This window comes from Methyloversatilis sp. RAC08, assembly GCF_001713355.1.
Classification (GTDB): Bacteria; Pseudomonadota; Gammaproteobacteria; order Burkholderiales; family Rhodocyclaceae; genus Methyloversatilis.
The window spans coordinates 2,443,656-2,457,608 of the sequence record NZ_CP016448.1; the positions used below are offsets into that span (position 1 = coordinate 2,443,656).

Below are 13,953 nucleotides of genomic sequence, written 5' to 3' on the forward strand. Positions count from 1 at the left end.
GCGCGCGTCGGCCTGTTTCAAGTGCCGGCCTTTTCCTTCAACAGGCGATGCAGCTCTTCCTGCTGTGCCGGGGTCAGCCCGGACTGCCGGCTCAGCTCAGTCAAACGCTTGATCGAATTCGATATTCCGGCACGTCGCAGGTGCAGGATGGTGTCGTCGAACATGTGTGGCAGTGCGCCTTCATCGGCTACATCCTCCAGCGAGCTGGCTGCGGCTTCGGTCATCAGCGCTCCGTGCGGGCTGCCCCGGAAAAATTCCATTAGTGCCGCGGCATTCGGCGATTCGATGTCGCCATGTTCGAGGCAGTCCGCCACGGCCTGGACCGCCTGCAGCCAGCTGTCGTCCTCCACGAATTCCAGATGACCCAGCCGCAGGCTCAGGTCAGGGCGCTGCATCACGATGCACAGCAATTTGCGGGCAGGCGATGACGGCGCGGTGCGTGGTGCCGCTGCCGGCGCGCGCGCCGGATAGCTGCCGCGTCGCGGCATGCGCAGTCCGCACGCCTCGGCCAGTTCCGCCGCGGACAGGCCGACCGCCGGCGCCAGCAGATGCAGCAACTGGGTGCGCAATGCGCCGGCCGGCACCTGCGTGACCAGCGGCTTCGCCTCCGTCACCAGCTGCGCGCGCCCTTCGGCGCTGCGCGTGTCGCAGCGTGCTTCGAGTTCGTGCAGCAGGTATTCGCTCAGCGGCTGAGCCGACAGCGCCAGTTGACGGAAGCGGTCCGCGCCCTGTTCGCGCACGAAGCTGTCCGGATCGTGTTCGGGTGGTAGGAACAGAAAGGATGCCGATCGACCGTCGGCGAGTTCCGTCAGCGCCGATTCGAGCGCACGCCAGGCGGCCTTGCGGCCGGCGCGATCACCGTCGAAGCAGAACACGATGCGATCGGTCTGGCGGAACAGCTTGTGTATGTGGTCGGCTGTGGTGGCGGTGCCGAGCGTGGCGACCGCATTGCCGACGCCGAACTGCGCCAGAGCCACCACATCCATATAGCCTTCGACCACCAGCACGAAGCCGTCATCGCGGATCGCCGCGCGCGCCTGCGTCAGGCCGTAAAGCTCGCGGCCCTTCGAAAACAGGGGGGTTTCAGGGGAATTCAGGTACTTCGGCTCACCCTTGTCGAGCACGCGGCCGCCGAAGCCGATCACGTTGTTGCGGGCGTCGAAGATGGGAAACATGATGCGGTCGCGGAAGCGGTCATAGCGCCGTCCTTTTTCCTGGCCGTCGGACGCCTCGGCGTCGATGACCAGACCGCACTCGTTTAGCCCGGGCGCCTCGTAGTCGTCAAAGGCGTCGCGCAGAGCTTGCCAGCCATCGGGTGCGTAACCGATGCCGAAGCGCGCGGCGACCTCGCCTGACAGACCGCGCCCCTTGAGGTATTCGATGGCGCGCGGCGTCTTCTTGAGCTGCTGCTTGTAGTGATTCGCGGCGCGTGCCATCAGCTCGGTCAGCGACGCGGCCTGCTGACGGCGCTGTGCCATTTCCGGCGTGAAATCTTCGCGCGGCACAGTCATGCCGGCCTGGCGCGCCAGTTCCTCTATCGCTTCCGGATAGGGCAGGCCGGAATACTCCATCAGAAAACCGATGGCGCTGCCGTGGGCGCCGCAGCCGAAGCAATGGTAGAACTGCTTGGTCGGACTGACCGTGAAGGACGGGGATTTTTCGCTGTGGAAGGGGCAGCAGGCCTGGTAGTTGGCGCCGGCCTTCTTCAGCGGCACGTGGCGCTCCACCACATCGACGATGTCGACCCGGTTGAGCAGTTCCTGGATGAAGGACTGCGGGATCATGCCCGCGCCCGGTCAGCCGCCAGCGCCGCCGAGTGCGGCCTTCACGAGTGCCGATGCGGCGGCCATGTCGGTCTTGCCGGCCAGCTTCGCCTTCAGCGGACCCATGACCTTGCCCATGTCGGCCGGACCGTTTGCGCCGACAGCCGCGATCACCTCGGCGATGACAGCGCGAACTTCGTCCGCGCCCATTTGCTGCGGCATGTAGGCGGTCAGGATTTCGAGCTCGGCCTTTTCCGCGTCGACCAGATCCTGCCGGCCGGCGCTTTCGAACTGGCTGATCGAGTCGCGTCGCTGCTTGAGCATCTTGTCGATGACCGCCGTGACCTGTGCGTCGTCAAGAACGATGCGCTCGTCGACTTCCTTCTGCTTGATCGCCGCAAGCAGCAGCCGAATCGTGCCCAGACGCGCACTGTCCTTGGCGCGCATCGCCGATTTCATGTCTTCGGTGATCTGGTCCTTCAGGCTCATGGTCGGGTACTCGCAGCGAAAACGGTTGAACGGGCGCAACAAACACAAAAAGCCGAAGGCGCTGTGGAGCGCATCCGGCTTTTTGCTTCAAGCCCTGCAGCCTTGCAGGGCCCGGCGATCAGTACAGCTTCGGCGGCAGGGTCTGGCTGCGCAGCCGCTTGTGGTGGCGCTTGACCGCGGCAGCCAGCTTGCGCTTGCGCTCGGCGGTGGGCTTTTCATAGAACTCGCGCGAGCGCAGTTCGGTCAGCGTGCCTGCTTTTTCGATGGTGCGCTTGAAGCGACGGATTGCCACTTCGAACGGCTCGTTTTCCTTGACGCGAATACCCGGCATGCAACAGCCCTCAATGGCGCGCCCACTTCTCTGGATGGAAGCGAACGCATAACGGAAAGCCGATGAGTATATCGCCTAGTTGGCAGTGTGCCAAGCCTGACCGACGTTGCGCCCTTACAATATCGGTCATGTGGATACTTGGCATCGAATCGTCGTGCGACGAAACCGGTCTGGCGCTTTACCACGACGTGCGCGGGTTGGTGGCGCACGTCGTGCATTCTCAGATCGACCTGCATCAGGCCTACGGCGGCGTGGTGCCGGAACTGGCGTCACGTGACCACGTGCGGCGCATCGTGCCGCTATACCGTCAGGTACTGGCCGAGGCAGGTATCACCGCAGGCGACATCGACGCGGTGGCCTACACCGCCGGACCGGGTCTGGCCGGGGCGTTGCTGGTCGGTGCAGCGTTTGCGGAGTCGCTCGCGCTTTCGCTCGGTCGGTCCGCCATCCCCATCCATCACCTCGAAGGGCATCTGCTGTCGCCGCTCCTGTCGGCCGACCCGCCGGCGTTTCCGTTCGTTGCACTGCTGGTGTCGGGCGGTCATACCCAGCTGATGCGGGTGACCGGCGTAGGCGCCTACGAGTTGCTGGGCGAAACACTGGACGACGCGGCTGGCGAGGCGTTCGACAAGACCGCCAAGTTGCTCGGCCTGCCCTACCCGGGTGGTCCGGTGCTCGCTGCACTGGCGGAGCATGGCGTGGCTGGCCGCATCAAGCTGCCGCGCCCCATGCTCGGCAGCGGGGATCTCGATTTCAGTTTTTCAGGCCTGAAGACAGCCGTGCTCAATGCGGTCAACAAGGGGGTCGAAGACGCTGCCCGGGCAGATCTCGCGGCTGAATTCCAGGAGGCTGTGGTCGACGTGCTGGTCGCAAAATGTCTCGCCGCACTGCGCCACACTCGCCTGAACCAGCTGGTCGTGGCCGGAGGCGTCGGTGCAAACCGGCGCCTGCGCAGCCGGCTCGATGTCGAACTGGCGCAGCGGCGTGGCCGTGTGTTCTACCCGGAACTGGCGTTGTGCACCGACAACGGCGCAATGATTGCCTTCGCAGGCGCGTTGCGGCTGGCGGCCGGCCTGACGCAGACCTCGACGGGCGGTGAAATCGCCGTGCGGCCGCGCTGGGCGCTCGATACGATCTGAATGTGTCGAGTCAGCCGGCGGCCGTTTTCTTGCGACCGATGCGGCTTTCGCTGCCATTCATCAGACGGCGGATGTTTTCGGCGTGGCGCCAGATCAGCAGTCCGGCCATTGCGGCGAATGCACCGCACACCACCGCCGAGCCGGTATAGAGCAGTCCGGTGATCGGCGCACTGCACGCGGCGAGCAGCGCGGCAAGCGACGAATAGCGGGTGACTGCCGCGATCGCTATCCAGATGCCGAGCGCGATCACGCCTGCCTGGGGCACGGCAACCAGCATGACACCGGCCGCCGTCGCAACACCCTTGCCGCCGCGAAAGCCCAGCGTGGCAGGAAAGACATGGCCGACAAAAGCCGCAACGCCGGCCAGCAGGGCCATGGTGTCGCCCATGCCCAGTGCGCGCACCACCCATACTGCAACGCACCCCTTCAACGCGTCACCGAGCAGCGTGAGAATCGCTGCTTTCCTGTTGCCGGAACGCAGTACGTTGGTGGCACCGGGATTGCCCGAGCCGTAGGTTCGCGGATCGGCGAGTCCGAAGATCCTGCTGGTGATGACGGCGAATGGGATGCATCCGAATGCGTAGCCGATTACGAGAGCGAGGGCGATGCTTGAAGCGGTATTCACGATATGTGACGGGCCCGACGTAGAATCCGGTCATTCTAGTTCCACACAGGCAGCACGCGAGTCATGGACTGCATATTCATCGAAGGCATGAAGGTGACCGCTTCGGTCGGCATCTACGCCCGCGAAAAAGCGCATACGCAACAGCTGGAAATCAGCATGACGTTTGGTGTGCCGGACGCCGCGGCCGAAAACGACGACATCAACGACACCATCGACTACGCCGAAGTGGTCAATCGCATCCGCGCCGAATTGGGCCAGCGCCACTTCAACCTGCTGGAAACGCTGGGCGAATTCGTCATCCACATGATGCTCGAAGACTTCAAGGCGCCATGGGTCAAGATATCGATCGCCAAGACCGGCATCATGAAGGATGTGCGTCAGGTCGGCGTGACGATAGAGCGCGGCCGTTCGCCGACAGCCTGAAGCCGCCCGCTGCGGCCTCGTGCGCCAGCAGCCAGCGTTTGATGCCGGGCAGGAAGCCGGTGGTTGAATGTGCGAAGCCGCCCAGCCTGCCGCCGGCCGCAACGATGCGGTGGCAGGGAATCACGACCGGAAACGGGTTTGCGCCACAGGCGCCGCCGACCGCCCGCGGTGAGCTGCCGACCTGCGTAGCGACTTCGCCGTAGGTCAATGTGCAGCCCGGCGCGATGGTCAGCATCACCTGCCATACCGCGCGCTGGTGTGCCGTGCCGCTGGCGGCGAGCGGCAGGTCGAATGGGGTCAGTGGATTGCGCAGATAGGCTGTGAGCTGGGCATCGACCTCGCGGCCGAGGGCGTTGCGCGCAGCGCGCGCCGACCCGGCGGGCAGAAACTCGATGCCGGCGATGGCGTCGGCCGCCAGTCGCACGCCCAGTGCGAAGCCGGGTGCGCCAACGATGACGTCCCAGTCATCTTCCACCTTGCTCATGGCGCGCTACGGCCCGCCAGCAGCTGTGCCTTCAGATCGTCCTGCGTGGGCACCGGGCCGATCCACACCGCGAGCAGGCCGCGATAGAAATCTTCGCCCTTGATCATCGTGGTCGACGGCTGACCATCGACCACGATGCGCGTACCGCGGCCGGGTATCCAGTCCAGCGCCAGCCGGCTGCCGGATTTCACTGATCCGATGGCCAGCACCTGTTCCGAAAAAGCCTTGATGCGCGGCTGCATCGCTTCGTACTCGTCGCGCGGCAGATTTTTCTTGATGCCGCGGATCAGCGGCTTGTTGAAGTGCTCGGCCGGTACATCGACCATCGACACGATCTCGATCCGCTTGGCCCCAGGGACCTTCATGGCACTGTCGAGGCTGTCTGCCGGGGCGCCCAGGTAAAGCCCGATCGCGTAGGCCTTGAGGGAGTAGAGGCTGCGAATGCCTTCGCCATTGAGCTTCAGTGGCGCGTCGGCGACGCGGGTGACGGGTTCGAAGCGCTGCGTCGCGGGCTCTGCGGCGTGCAGCGGAACCGAAAGGCAAAACAGGGCAATGACCAGTGTGAGGACGCGTGCCGGCATGCAGAACTCCATTTTGGCGGACTCCCGATTATCCCGCGCAGTCGGCACATGGCAATGTCAAAGTAAGGAAGATGACAGATTTGTGTAGGAAAGAGCCTTAAAAAGCATTCGCAACATATTGTTTTTTATGTCTTGAGGTGCAAAGATTAGAGGCCTGAATATTCAGTTGCCGCATGTTTCGGCGGCAGGGAGAGCACATGAGAACAATGAAAAGGTCAGCGTGGCGTACCCGTCGGACGTCCGCTTCGCGTCTGCGACGATGGCTCTACCTTCCGGCTGTCGTGCTGTGGCTGGGCTGTCAGGCCCATGCGCAGTCGGTCACCGAACAGGCGGCGGCACACATCGAAGCGGGACGTCATGCAGCGGCCTACGCCCTGCTGGCGCCGCAGGAAAGCGAACGTGCTGGCGACCCGCAGTTCGATCTGCTGCTCGGCATCGCTGCGGTAGAGACCGGTCGCCATACGCTGGCTGTGTTCGCACTCGAGCGGGTGCTGGCGCTGCAGCCGGACAATGCGCGTGCCCGCGCCGAAATCGGTCGTGCCTATCTCGCGCTCGGCGAATCGGCGAGCGCAAAACGCGAGTTGCAGGCAGTGCGCGGACAGAATGTTCCGCCGGAGGTCGCCCGCTCGCTAGACCGTCTGCTGTCGGCGATCGACCGCGCGCCGACAGAGCCCAAGCCGTCATTCGCCGGTTTCATCGAGGCGGCAGTCGGGCGCGATACCAATGTGAACAGCGCCACGTCGGCTGGCTCGATCGCGATTCCGGGGTTGATCGGCGACTTCACGCTGACCGGCGACAGCCGCAGTCGCGACGCGTGGTTCTCGTCGCTCGCCGGCGGCTTCAATGCGCGCATTCCGGTCAACCGCGAATGGGCGGTGGTGGGTGGCGTATCCGGGGCTGGTCGATTCAATGGTGGTGAATCGCGCTTCGACACGACGGCGGTCGACGGCAATGCAGGCGTCGCCTGGACGCGCGGCGCCAACCGCGTCACCGCGGCGTTGCAGGGTGGCATCTTCGAGGTGGACAGCGACAAGCTGCGCGACTACACCGGGCTGAGCCTGCAGTGGCAGCACACGCACAACGCGCGCAACCAGACGACCGCCTTCATGCAGCATGTACGGCTTCGCTACGACGGCAGCAACGATGTGCGAGACGTCAATCGCAACATCTACGGTGTCGGCCACGCCCATGTGCTGCAGGGTGGCAAGACGATGATGTTCGGCAGTTTCTATCTGGGTAGCGAAACCGGCCGCAACGACCTGCCGTCCGGCGTCAACATCGCCGGCAACGACGTGATCGGTTTCCGTGTCGGCGCTCAGCACACGCTCGATCCACGCTGGCTGCTGTTCGGTGCACTCGCTCACGAAGCGCGCGATTACGAGAATGCCGATCCCTTGTTCCAGCGCGTACGCGACGATACCTTGACCACGTTGTCGCTCGGTGCGACCTATGCGTTGACCGAGCGCTGGTTGTTGACGCCGTCGGTCACGCTGATGCGCAACGATTCCAGTTTCAGCATCAACGATTATCGCCGCGGCGTTGCGCAGTTCGCCGTGCGCCGTACGTTCTAGGAGATCGCCATGACCCGAATTTTCAGGCCAGTTCCGCTGGCGCTCGCCATGGCGGCCGCGTTTCCGCTCACCGTGACTGCCGAAAGTGCGGCGCGCGTCGAATTCACTGCCGGCGAAGTCCGCGCGGTCGCGGCCGATGGGCGCAGTCGTGCGCTGACGCGCGGCGCGCAGGTCGGCAGCGGCGACACCATCGACACCGGCAGCGGGCGCGCCCAGATGCGCTTCACCGACGGTGCGCTGGTATCGCTGCAGCCGCAGACACAATTCCGCATCGACCAGTACGCATTCGCCGGCAAGCCGGACGAAGACCGTGGTTTCTTCAACCTCATCAAGGGCGGCCTGCGCACCATCACAGGACTGGTCGGCAAGGCGAATCGCAGCAACTACAAGCTCACCACCTCGGTCGCCACCATCGGCATCCGTGGCACTGAATTCTCGGTGGCCTACGGCAACAGCATCAATGTCACGACCGGCGATGGCGCCGTCGATGTCTGCAACGGTGCCGGCTGCCTGACGGTCGAGGATGGCCAGAGCGCCTACGTGGCCGACCAGAACACGATACCCGTCATCATCGAGGTCAAGACCGACCTGCCGCCGGCGCCGCCGTCGAACGCGTCGGGCGGCGTCGAGCCGCCGGTGCGCGACGAGGTGTTTCTCGTCGGCGATGAACGCGACGACGACGGTGATCTGGTCGCGCTGGACGGGCTGGATCCGCAGGGCGATCTGCAGTCGGGAGACGGCTATTACGTTTATGGGCAATACACCGAACAGTACGGCGGCTATGGTGGCCTGGTCACACTGAGCGGTGTCACCACGGTCATCGAAGGCAGCGCACTCAAGTCAGCCGACAGTGGTGACGGCGGAGTGCTGACTGCGGGTACCGTCGCGCAATCGGCGCAGGACGGCATCATCGGCTGGGGCCGTTGGGCCAGCGCGTCATGCGCCGGCTTCTCGTGCGATGGCGACGACATCGTCGACCTGCACTACGTCACCGGCCGTACCACGCCGGATCTGGCGGCGCTAGGTGGCATCAGCGCGACCTACAACCTCAGTGGCGCAACGACGCCGACCGCCTCGGGAGGCGCGCCGGGTGGCGCAGTCAGCGGTACGCTGCTCGCCGACTTCTCAAGCTACACGGCTGATCTGGATCTCGGCGTCACCGTCAGCGCGGTCACGTTCAATGTTTCCGGTTCGGGGTCGATCAATTCCGGTACGGCCGCCTTCGCCGGCTCCTTCGACAACTGCAGCGGATGCGGCAGCACGCCGAACGGCAGCTTCCATGGTTTCTTCGCCGGGCCTGCAGCCGAGCGGGCGGGGGTTGTGTACTCGTTCGACAGTTCCATCGGCGGCATCGACAAGGTGACTGGCGCCGCGGTGTTCACCAGAGGCGTGTCAGGTCTCGACGACTGACGGCTCGCGGAGCTGCCTCGCGCGGCGGTTTTTTGCCAGCCCGGCAGGCCCGGGTCGTCACCCCCCGGCTTTTTGCGTCGTGTTCCGCTGCTGCGCGAACGATCTCCGCGCCGCGCGGTCATGCTCCGTCGGCAGATAAAAACGGACACCACGCACAATGCCCCACCACACCCCGCTGATCACGACCATCGTCGGCGGTCTCGTACTGGCCTTCATCTTCGGCTCGCTGGCGCACCGCTTTCGCATGCCGCCGCTGGTTGGCTACCTCGTCGCCGGCATCGCGGTCGGCCCGTTCACGCCCGGCTTTGTCGCCGATGTCGCGCTGGCGCAGGAACTGGCCGAAATCGGCGTCATCCTGCTGATGTTCGGGGTCGGTCTGCATTTTTCGCTGAAGGACCTGATGTCGGTGAAGGGCATCGCCATTCCGGGGGCGATCGCGCAGATCGGCATCGCCACGCTGCTCGGCATGGCACTGGCCTGGGCGATGGACTGGACGGTCGGAGCCGGTATCGTGTTCGGGCTGGCGCTGTCGGTCGCCAGCACGGTTGTGTTGCTGACGGCGCTGCAGGAGCGGCGGCTCGAAACCACACGCCGTGGACGCATTGCCATCGGCTGGCTCATCGTCGAAGACATTGCCATGGTGCTGGCGCTCGTGCTGATCCCCGCCTTCAGCGGCCTGCTTGGCGGCCAGGGTGATGCGCTGAGCGGCGATGCGCTGCTGAAGACCCTCGCCATCACACTCGGCAAGGTGGCCGCTTTCGTCGTCGTCATGCTGGTGGTCGGACGCCGCGTGATTCCCTGGACGCTGGAACGCATCGCCGATACCGGCTCGCGCGAGCTGTTCCGGCTCGGCGTACTGGCCATCGCACTCGGATTCGCGCTGGGCTCGGCCTATGTGTTCGGCGTGTCGTTCGCGCTCGGCGCCTTCTTCGCGGGCATGATCCTGAGCGAATCCGAACTGTCGCACCGCGCAGCCGAAGAGTCGCTGCCGCTGCGCGACGCGTTTGCGGTGCTGTTTTTCGTGTCGGTCGGCATGTTGTTCGATCCGTCCATCATCGTGCGGGAACCGCTGCTGGTGCTGGCCACCGTTTTCATCATCGTCATCGGCAAGTCGATTGCCGCGGCGGCCATCGTGCGCGCCTTCGGCCATCCGCTGAGCACCGCGCTGACGGTGTCGGCCAGCCTGGCCCAGATCGGCGAGTTCTCGTTCATTCTCGCCACGCTGGGTCTGTCACTCGGGCTGCTGCCGGAAACCGGACGCGACCTGATACTGGGTGGCGCCATCATTTCCATCCTGCTCAATCCGTTGCTGTTCGTTGCACTGGACCGGCTCAAGCCGTGGCTGGAAGCACGCGAAGGCATCGCGAGCGCCGTCGCGCCGGATACCTCCACCGCGACCGGAATCGAAGGGCACGTCGTGCTGGTCGGCTTCGGCAAGGTGGGTCACCGCATCGTGATGGCGTTGCTGGACAGCGGGCACAAGGTGGTCGTCATCGAAGACCATGCGGAAGTGGTCGAGGCGTTGAACGGTGACGGCATCCCGGCGCTGTACGGCAACGGTGCAGCGCCCGGCATGATGGAGGCGGCGCGCATCGAAAGTGCGCGCTTCCTGCTGGTGGCCATTCCGGATGCACTGGAAGCCGGCCAGATCATCGAGCACGCGCGGCGCATCAACCCGGACATCGAAGTGATCGCGCGTGCCTACACCGACGCCGAACTGGCGCACCTGGAAAAGCACGGCGCGACCCACACCATCATCGGTGAAACCGAAATCGCGCGCGGCATGGCGCAGCGGGTCATCGACGCGATGGTCTGAGTCAAAGGGCGTCTCAAAGGGTGTCGATGAAGTTGCGGATGCCGGCCAGCAGCATTTCGATCGAAATCGCGCACAGCAGCAGCCCCATCAGACGCTCCAGCGCAGCCGTGCCGCGTTCGCCGAGCCGGCGGATCAGCGGGCCGGCGGCCAGCAGCACGATTGTGGTGACGGCCATGGCAGCGCTCATCGCGCCCAGCCAGGTGTAGAAGCGCTCCGGTTCGCGCGACACCAGCAGCATCACCATGGCCATCGCCGACGGGCCGGCGATCAGCGGAATCGCCAGCGGCACGATGAACGGCTCGCCACCTGACCACTCGCCGAACACGCCGTCCGGCTGGTGGAAGATCATGCGCAGCGCGATCAGGAACAGCAGCACGCCGCCGGCGATGCCGAGCGACGTTTCCGACAGCTGCAGCACGCGCATGACCGATTCGCCGGCATACATGAACAGCACGAGCGCCAGCCAGGCGGCGAAGCACTCGCGCAGCACGACCAGCCGGCGCCGCTCCCGCGGCACGTCCTTCATCAGCACCGTCATCACCGGCGCATTGCCGAACGGATCGAACAGCAGCAGAAGCAGGATGCTGGCGGACAGGAAGCTGTCGGACATTTTCTGGAATCAGGATGTGTGCGTGAGTGGGGGTGTTGGGCAATCGCCTGCGGCTCACCCCAACCTACAACAGGCGCGGATCCGTAGGTTGGGGTGAGCCGCAGGCGATTGCCCAACAACACTCCCCGCTCGCCGAAGCACAGTCATGCACCCCGGTCGGGGCAGAGACTTTCAGGTCCGCACCTGACCGTCGCCCAGTACCACCCATTTCTGGCTGGTCAGGCCGTCCAGGCCGACCGGGCCGCGGGCGTGGATCTTGTCGGTCGAAATGCCGATCTCGGCACCCAGCCCGTACTCGAAGCCGTCGGCGAAGCGGGTCGATGCGTTGATCATCACCGACGCCGAATCGACTTCGCGGATGAAGCGCATCGCCCGCGTGTGGTTTTCGGTGACGATGGCGTCCGTGTGCTGCGAACCCCAGCGGTTGATGTGATCGATCGCCTCATCGAGCGAATCGACGATGCGTATCGCGAGGATGGGCGCCAGATATTCGGTCGCCCAGTCGTCGTCGGTGGCTGCCGTCATCGCCGGCACCAGCGCGCGCGAACGTTCGCAGCCGCGCAGTTCCACACCCTTGCCGAGATAGATGTCGGCCAGCCGGCCGAGCACGCGCGGTGCTGCGGCGACATGCACCAGCAGCGTTTCCATCGTGTTGCAGGTGCCGTAGCGGTGGGTTTTCGCGTTGTCGGCGATGCGCACCGCCTTGTCGTCATCCGCCTGCTCGTCGATGTAGACATGGCAATTGCCGTCCAGGTGCTTGATCACCGGCACCTTGGCATCGCGCGATATGCGTTCGATGAGCCCTTTGCCGCCGCGCGGCACGATCACATCGACGAACTGCGGCATCGTGATCAGCTCACCCACGGCAGCGCGGTCGGTGGTGTCGACCACCTGCACCGCGGTTTCCGGCAGGCCGGCGGCGACCAGACCGTCGCGCACGCAGGCGGCGACCGCCTGATTGCAGCGCGCCGCTTCCGAGCCGCCGCGCAGGATGGCCGCGTTGCCGCTCTTCAGGCACAGCGCCGCGGCATCGGCCGTCACGTTCGGCCGCGCCTCGTAGATGATGCCGATCACGCCCAGCGGCACGCGCATCCGGCCTACCGTGATGCCGCTAGGGCGGCGCTTGAAATCGGTCATTTCGCCGACCGGATCGGGCAGGGCGGCCACCTGCTCGAGCCCCGTGGCCATCGCTTCGACGCCCTTTGCAGTCAGCGTCAGACGGTCGATCATCGCCGCGTCCAGGCCGTTCTCGAGCGCCGCGGCCACGTCTGCCGCATTGGCTTCGAGCAATTGTGGCGCGCGCTCGCGCAGCAGTGCGGCGATGCGCATCAGCGCGTCGTTCTTGGCGGCGGTCGACGCCTGCGACACGATGCGCGACGCGGCGCGGGCCTGACGGCCCAGCGTGTTCATGTAGTCCTTGATGTCCATCTCGTGTCCTGGAGTGCTCGGTCGCGGTGACTGCGGGTAAAGGCGGATGAAAGCAGAAAGCGCGGCGGCGTGCCACCGGTTTCTGGCAAGCGAGGGGCCGGGGTGGGGTTGTTGGGCATCGCTGCGCTCACCCCAACCTACAACCCGCGACACGGCATCGCATCGTCGAACCATGCGCAGCACCACTGCCCGCGCCCAGTTGGTAGGTTGGGGTGAGCGCAGCGATGCCCAACAAGCTGCCGTCCACGCCCGACCACCCCCGCCCGCGGCAAACCTCAACGGGCGCAAATCCGCAGCGCGATCTGCAGGAACTCGTCCCACACGTCGCCGCGCGCAACACCCTTGATCATGCGGTCGAGCCGGGCCGCCTGCATCAGCGCCGTGCGCGTGGCTCCGGATGACAGCCTTGCCAGCGCACGCCGGTACGGTGACTGCTGGGCGCCGAAGATGCGGGCGGTGGCCAGTGCTTCGTCGGCACTGCGCCCGGCGTCCATTTCAGCCCGCGCAATGGCCAGCGTGCGCAGCTCGGCCACGATGATCCACAGCACCAGGGGTGCCGCCACGCCTTCGGCGCGCAGGCCGTCGAGCAGCCGGCTGGCGCGCGCTGCATCGCCGGCCAGCAGCGCCTGACGCAGGTCTTCCACGTCGTAGCGCGCGACGTCCATCACCGCGTTGCGCACCTGTTCCAGCGTCAGCTCGCCCGGCGGATGCAGCAGTGCGAGTTTCATCACTTCCTGATTGGCGGCCAGAAGATTGCCTTCGACATGGGTCGCCATGAAGTCGAGCGCCTCCCGATCCGCGCTCTGCTGCTGGCGTGCCAGCCGCGCGGCCAGCCAGTCCGGCAGGCGATCGAGCGGCGGTGCGTTCAGCTCCATCACCACGCCGGTCGCCGACAGCGCGCCAAACCAGGCGCTCTTCTGCGCCTTCCAGTCCATCTGCGGCAGCGTGATCAGCGTGACCGTGCCGGCGGGCGGACTGGCGGCGAAGCGCGTCAGCACGTCACCACCGTCGCGTCCCGGCTTGCCGGTCGGAATGCGCAGGTCGATCAGCTTGTCGCCACCGAACAGCGACATGTTGCCGGCCGCTTCGGCCAGCGCCGACCATTTGAAGTACTGCGTCACCACCAGCACTTCGCGCTCTGTGAAGCCGCGCGCCCGCGCCGCGGTGCGGATCGAATCCGCCGCTTCGATGACCAGCAGCGGCTCATCGCCGTGCAGCACGTACAGCGGCGCGAGCGAGCCCTTCAGGTGGCTGTCGAGCTGTTCGGCGCGAAGCTGCATGCG

At 65.5% G+C, this 13,953-nt stretch carries 14 protein-coding genes; 5 read left to right on the forward strand and 9 right to left on the reverse strand.

The window, feature by feature from the left end; all coding sequences use genetic code 11:
* Positions 1-17: 17 nt before the first annotated feature.
* The 3 genes from dnaG to rpsU form a co-directional block, all read right to left on the reverse strand.
* A complete protein-coding gene (gene dnaG / locus BSY238_RS11285; protein WP_069039230.1) occupies positions 18-1,784 on the reverse strand; it encodes a DNA primase in 1,767 nt (588 codons plus the stop codon).
* Between the two features lie 12 nt (positions 1,785-1,796).
* Positions 1,797-2,252: a GatB/YqeY domain-containing protein gene (locus tag BSY238_RS11290; protein WP_069039231.1), complete on the reverse strand. Its 456-nt coding sequence runs from the start codon at positions 2,250-2,252 to the stop codon at positions 1,797-1,799.
* 118 nt (positions 2,253-2,370) lie between these two features.
* Positions 2,371-2,583 carry a 30S ribosomal protein S21 gene (gene rpsU / locus BSY238_RS11295; RefSeq protein WP_008061479.1) on the reverse strand — a complete coding sequence of 71 codons (213 nt, stop codon included), beginning with the start codon at positions 2,581-2,583 and terminating at the stop codon, positions 2,371-2,373.
* 128 nt (positions 2,584-2,711) lie between these two features.
* On the opposite strand from rpsU, the gene tsaD reads away from it, so the two are divergent.
* Positions 2,712-3,722, forward strand: coding sequence for a tRNA (adenosine(37)-N6)-threonylcarbamoyltransferase complex transferase subunit TsaD (tsaD, locus tag BSY238_RS11300; RefSeq protein ID WP_069039232.1), 1,011 nt, complete (start codon positions 2,712-2,714; stop codon positions 3,720-3,722).
* A 10-nt stretch (positions 3,723-3,732) separates the two neighbouring features.
* On the opposite strand, the gene plsY is transcribed toward tsaD, so the two are convergent.
* Positions 3,733-4,347 carry a glycerol-3-phosphate 1-O-acyltransferase PlsY gene (gene plsY / locus BSY238_RS11305; protein ID WP_069039233.1) on the reverse strand — a complete coding sequence of 205 codons (615 nt, stop codon included), beginning with the start codon at positions 4,345-4,347 and terminating at the stop codon, positions 3,733-3,735.
* A 63-nt stretch (positions 4,348-4,410) separates the two neighbouring features.
* On the opposite strand from plsY, the gene BSY238_RS11310 reads away from it, so the two are divergent.
* Positions 4,411-4,770, forward strand: a complete 360-nt coding sequence (locus BSY238_RS11310; protein WP_069039234.1) for a dihydroneopterin aldolase — start codon at positions 4,411-4,413, stop codon at positions 4,768-4,770.
* Here BSY238_RS11310 and BSY238_RS11315 read toward each other — a convergent pair.
* Positions 4,709-5,254, reverse strand: a complete 546-nt coding sequence (locus BSY238_RS11315) for a methylated-DNA--[protein]-cysteine S-methyltransferase (RefSeq protein ID WP_069039235.1) — start codon at positions 5,252-5,254, stop codon at positions 4,709-4,711. The two genes, BSY238_RS11310 and BSY238_RS11315, sit on opposite strands and share 62 nt — an antisense overlap.
* The gene (locus tag BSY238_RS11320) at positions 5,251-5,835 is read right to left on the reverse strand and encodes a chalcone isomerase family protein (protein WP_069040627.1); all 585 of its coding nucleotides are present in this window, start codon (positions 5,833-5,835) and stop codon (positions 5,251-5,253) included. Before BSY238_RS11320 ends, BSY238_RS11315 begins: the two co-directional genes overlap by 4 nt.
* Positions 5,836-6,032: 197 nt before the next feature.
* On the opposite strand from BSY238_RS11320, the gene BSY238_RS11325 reads away from it, so the two are divergent.
* The 3 genes from BSY238_RS11325 to ybaL all read left to right on the forward strand — a co-directional run bounded on the left by BSY238_RS11325 (position 6,033) and on the right by ybaL (position 10,632).
* A complete protein-coding gene (locus tag BSY238_RS11325) occupies positions 6,033-7,406 on the forward strand; it encodes a tetratricopeptide repeat protein (RefSeq protein ID WP_223300103.1) in 1,374 nt (457 codons plus the stop codon).
* Positions 7,407-7,415: 9 nt separating this feature from the next.
* A complete protein-coding gene (locus tag BSY238_RS11330; protein ID WP_069039236.1) occupies positions 7,416-8,816 on the forward strand; it encodes a FecR family protein in 1,401 nt (466 codons plus the stop codon).
* A gap of 157 nt (positions 8,817-8,973) precedes the next feature.
* On the forward strand, positions 8,974-10,632 hold the full coding sequence (gene ybaL / locus BSY238_RS11335) for a YbaL family putative K(+) efflux transporter (RefSeq protein ID WP_069039237.1): 1,659 nt from the start codon (positions 8,974-8,976) through the stop codon (positions 10,630-10,632).
* Positions 10,633-10,645: 13 nt separating this feature from the next.
* On the opposite strand, the gene BSY238_RS11340 is transcribed toward ybaL, so the two are convergent.
* The 3 genes from BSY238_RS11340 to holA form a co-directional block, all read right to left on the reverse strand.
* Positions 10,646-11,242: a MarC family protein gene (locus tag BSY238_RS11340; RefSeq protein ID WP_069039238.1), complete on the reverse strand. Its 597-nt coding sequence runs from the start codon at positions 11,240-11,242 to the stop codon at positions 10,646-10,648.
* A 171-nt stretch (positions 11,243-11,413) separates the two neighbouring features.
* Positions 11,414-12,670 (reverse strand): glutamate-5-semialdehyde dehydrogenase, encoded by a 1,257-nt coding sequence (locus BSY238_RS11345; RefSeq protein ID WP_069039239.1) that lies wholly within the window; start codon positions 12,668-12,670, stop codon positions 11,414-11,416.
* A gap of 275 nt (positions 12,671-12,945) precedes the next feature.
* The gene (holA, locus tag BSY238_RS11350; RefSeq protein ID WP_069039240.1) at positions 12,946-13,950 is read right to left on the reverse strand and encodes a DNA polymerase III subunit delta; all 1,005 of its coding nucleotides are present in this window, start codon (positions 13,948-13,950) and stop codon (positions 12,946-12,948) included.
* Positions 13,951-13,953 lie beyond the last annotated feature (3 nt).

Excerpts from the sequence above, each read along its gene's own strand:
- BSY238_RS11340 (WP_069039238.1), bottom strand. The coding sequence starts at position 11,242 with ATGTCCGACAGCTTCCTGTCCGCCAGCATCCTGCTTCTGCTGCTGTTC.
- dnaG (WP_069039230.1), bottom strand. The coding sequence starts at position 1,784 with ATGATCCCGCAGTCCTTCATCCAGGAACTGCTCAACCGGGTCGACATC.
- rpsU (WP_008061479.1), bottom strand. The coding sequence starts at position 2,583 with ATGCCGGGTATTCGCGTCAAGGAAAACGAGCCGTTCGAAGTGGCAATC.
- holA (WP_069039240.1), bottom strand. The coding sequence starts at position 13,950 with ATGCAGCTTCGCGCCGAACAGCTCGACAGCCACCTGAAGGGCTCGCTC.
- BSY238_RS11330 (WP_069039236.1), top strand. The coding sequence starts at position 7,416 with ATGACCCGAATTTTCAGGCCAGTTCCGCTGGCGCTCGCCATGGCGGCC.
- ybaL (WP_069039237.1), top strand. The coding sequence starts at position 8,974 with ATGCCCCACCACACCCCGCTGATCACGACCATCGTCGGCGGTCTCGTA.
- tsaD (WP_069039232.1), top strand. The coding sequence starts at position 2,712 with ATGTGGATACTTGGCATCGAATCGTCGTGCGACGAAACCGGTCTGGCG.
- BSY238_RS11290 (WP_069039231.1), bottom strand. The coding sequence starts at position 2,252 with ATGAGCCTGAAGGACCAGATCACCGAAGACATGAAATCGGCGATGCGC.
- BSY238_RS11325 (WP_223300103.1), top strand. The coding sequence starts at position 6,033 with ATGAGAACAATGAAAAGGTCAGCGTGGCGTACCCGTCGGACGTCCGCT.
- BSY238_RS11320 (WP_069040627.1), bottom strand. The coding sequence starts at position 5,835 with ATGCCGGCACGCGTCCTCACACTGGTCATTGCCCTGTTTTGCCTTTCG.
- BSY238_RS11310 (WP_069039234.1), top strand. The coding sequence starts at position 4,411 with ATGGACTGCATATTCATCGAAGGCATGAAGGTGACCGCTTCGGTCGGC.
- BSY238_RS11315 (WP_069039235.1), bottom strand. The coding sequence starts at position 5,254 with ATGAGCAAGGTGGAAGATGACTGGGACGTCATCGTTGGCGCACCCGGC.
- BSY238_RS11345 (WP_069039239.1), bottom strand. The coding sequence starts at position 12,670 with ATGGACATCAAGGACTACATGAACACGCTGGGCCGTCAGGCCCGCGCC.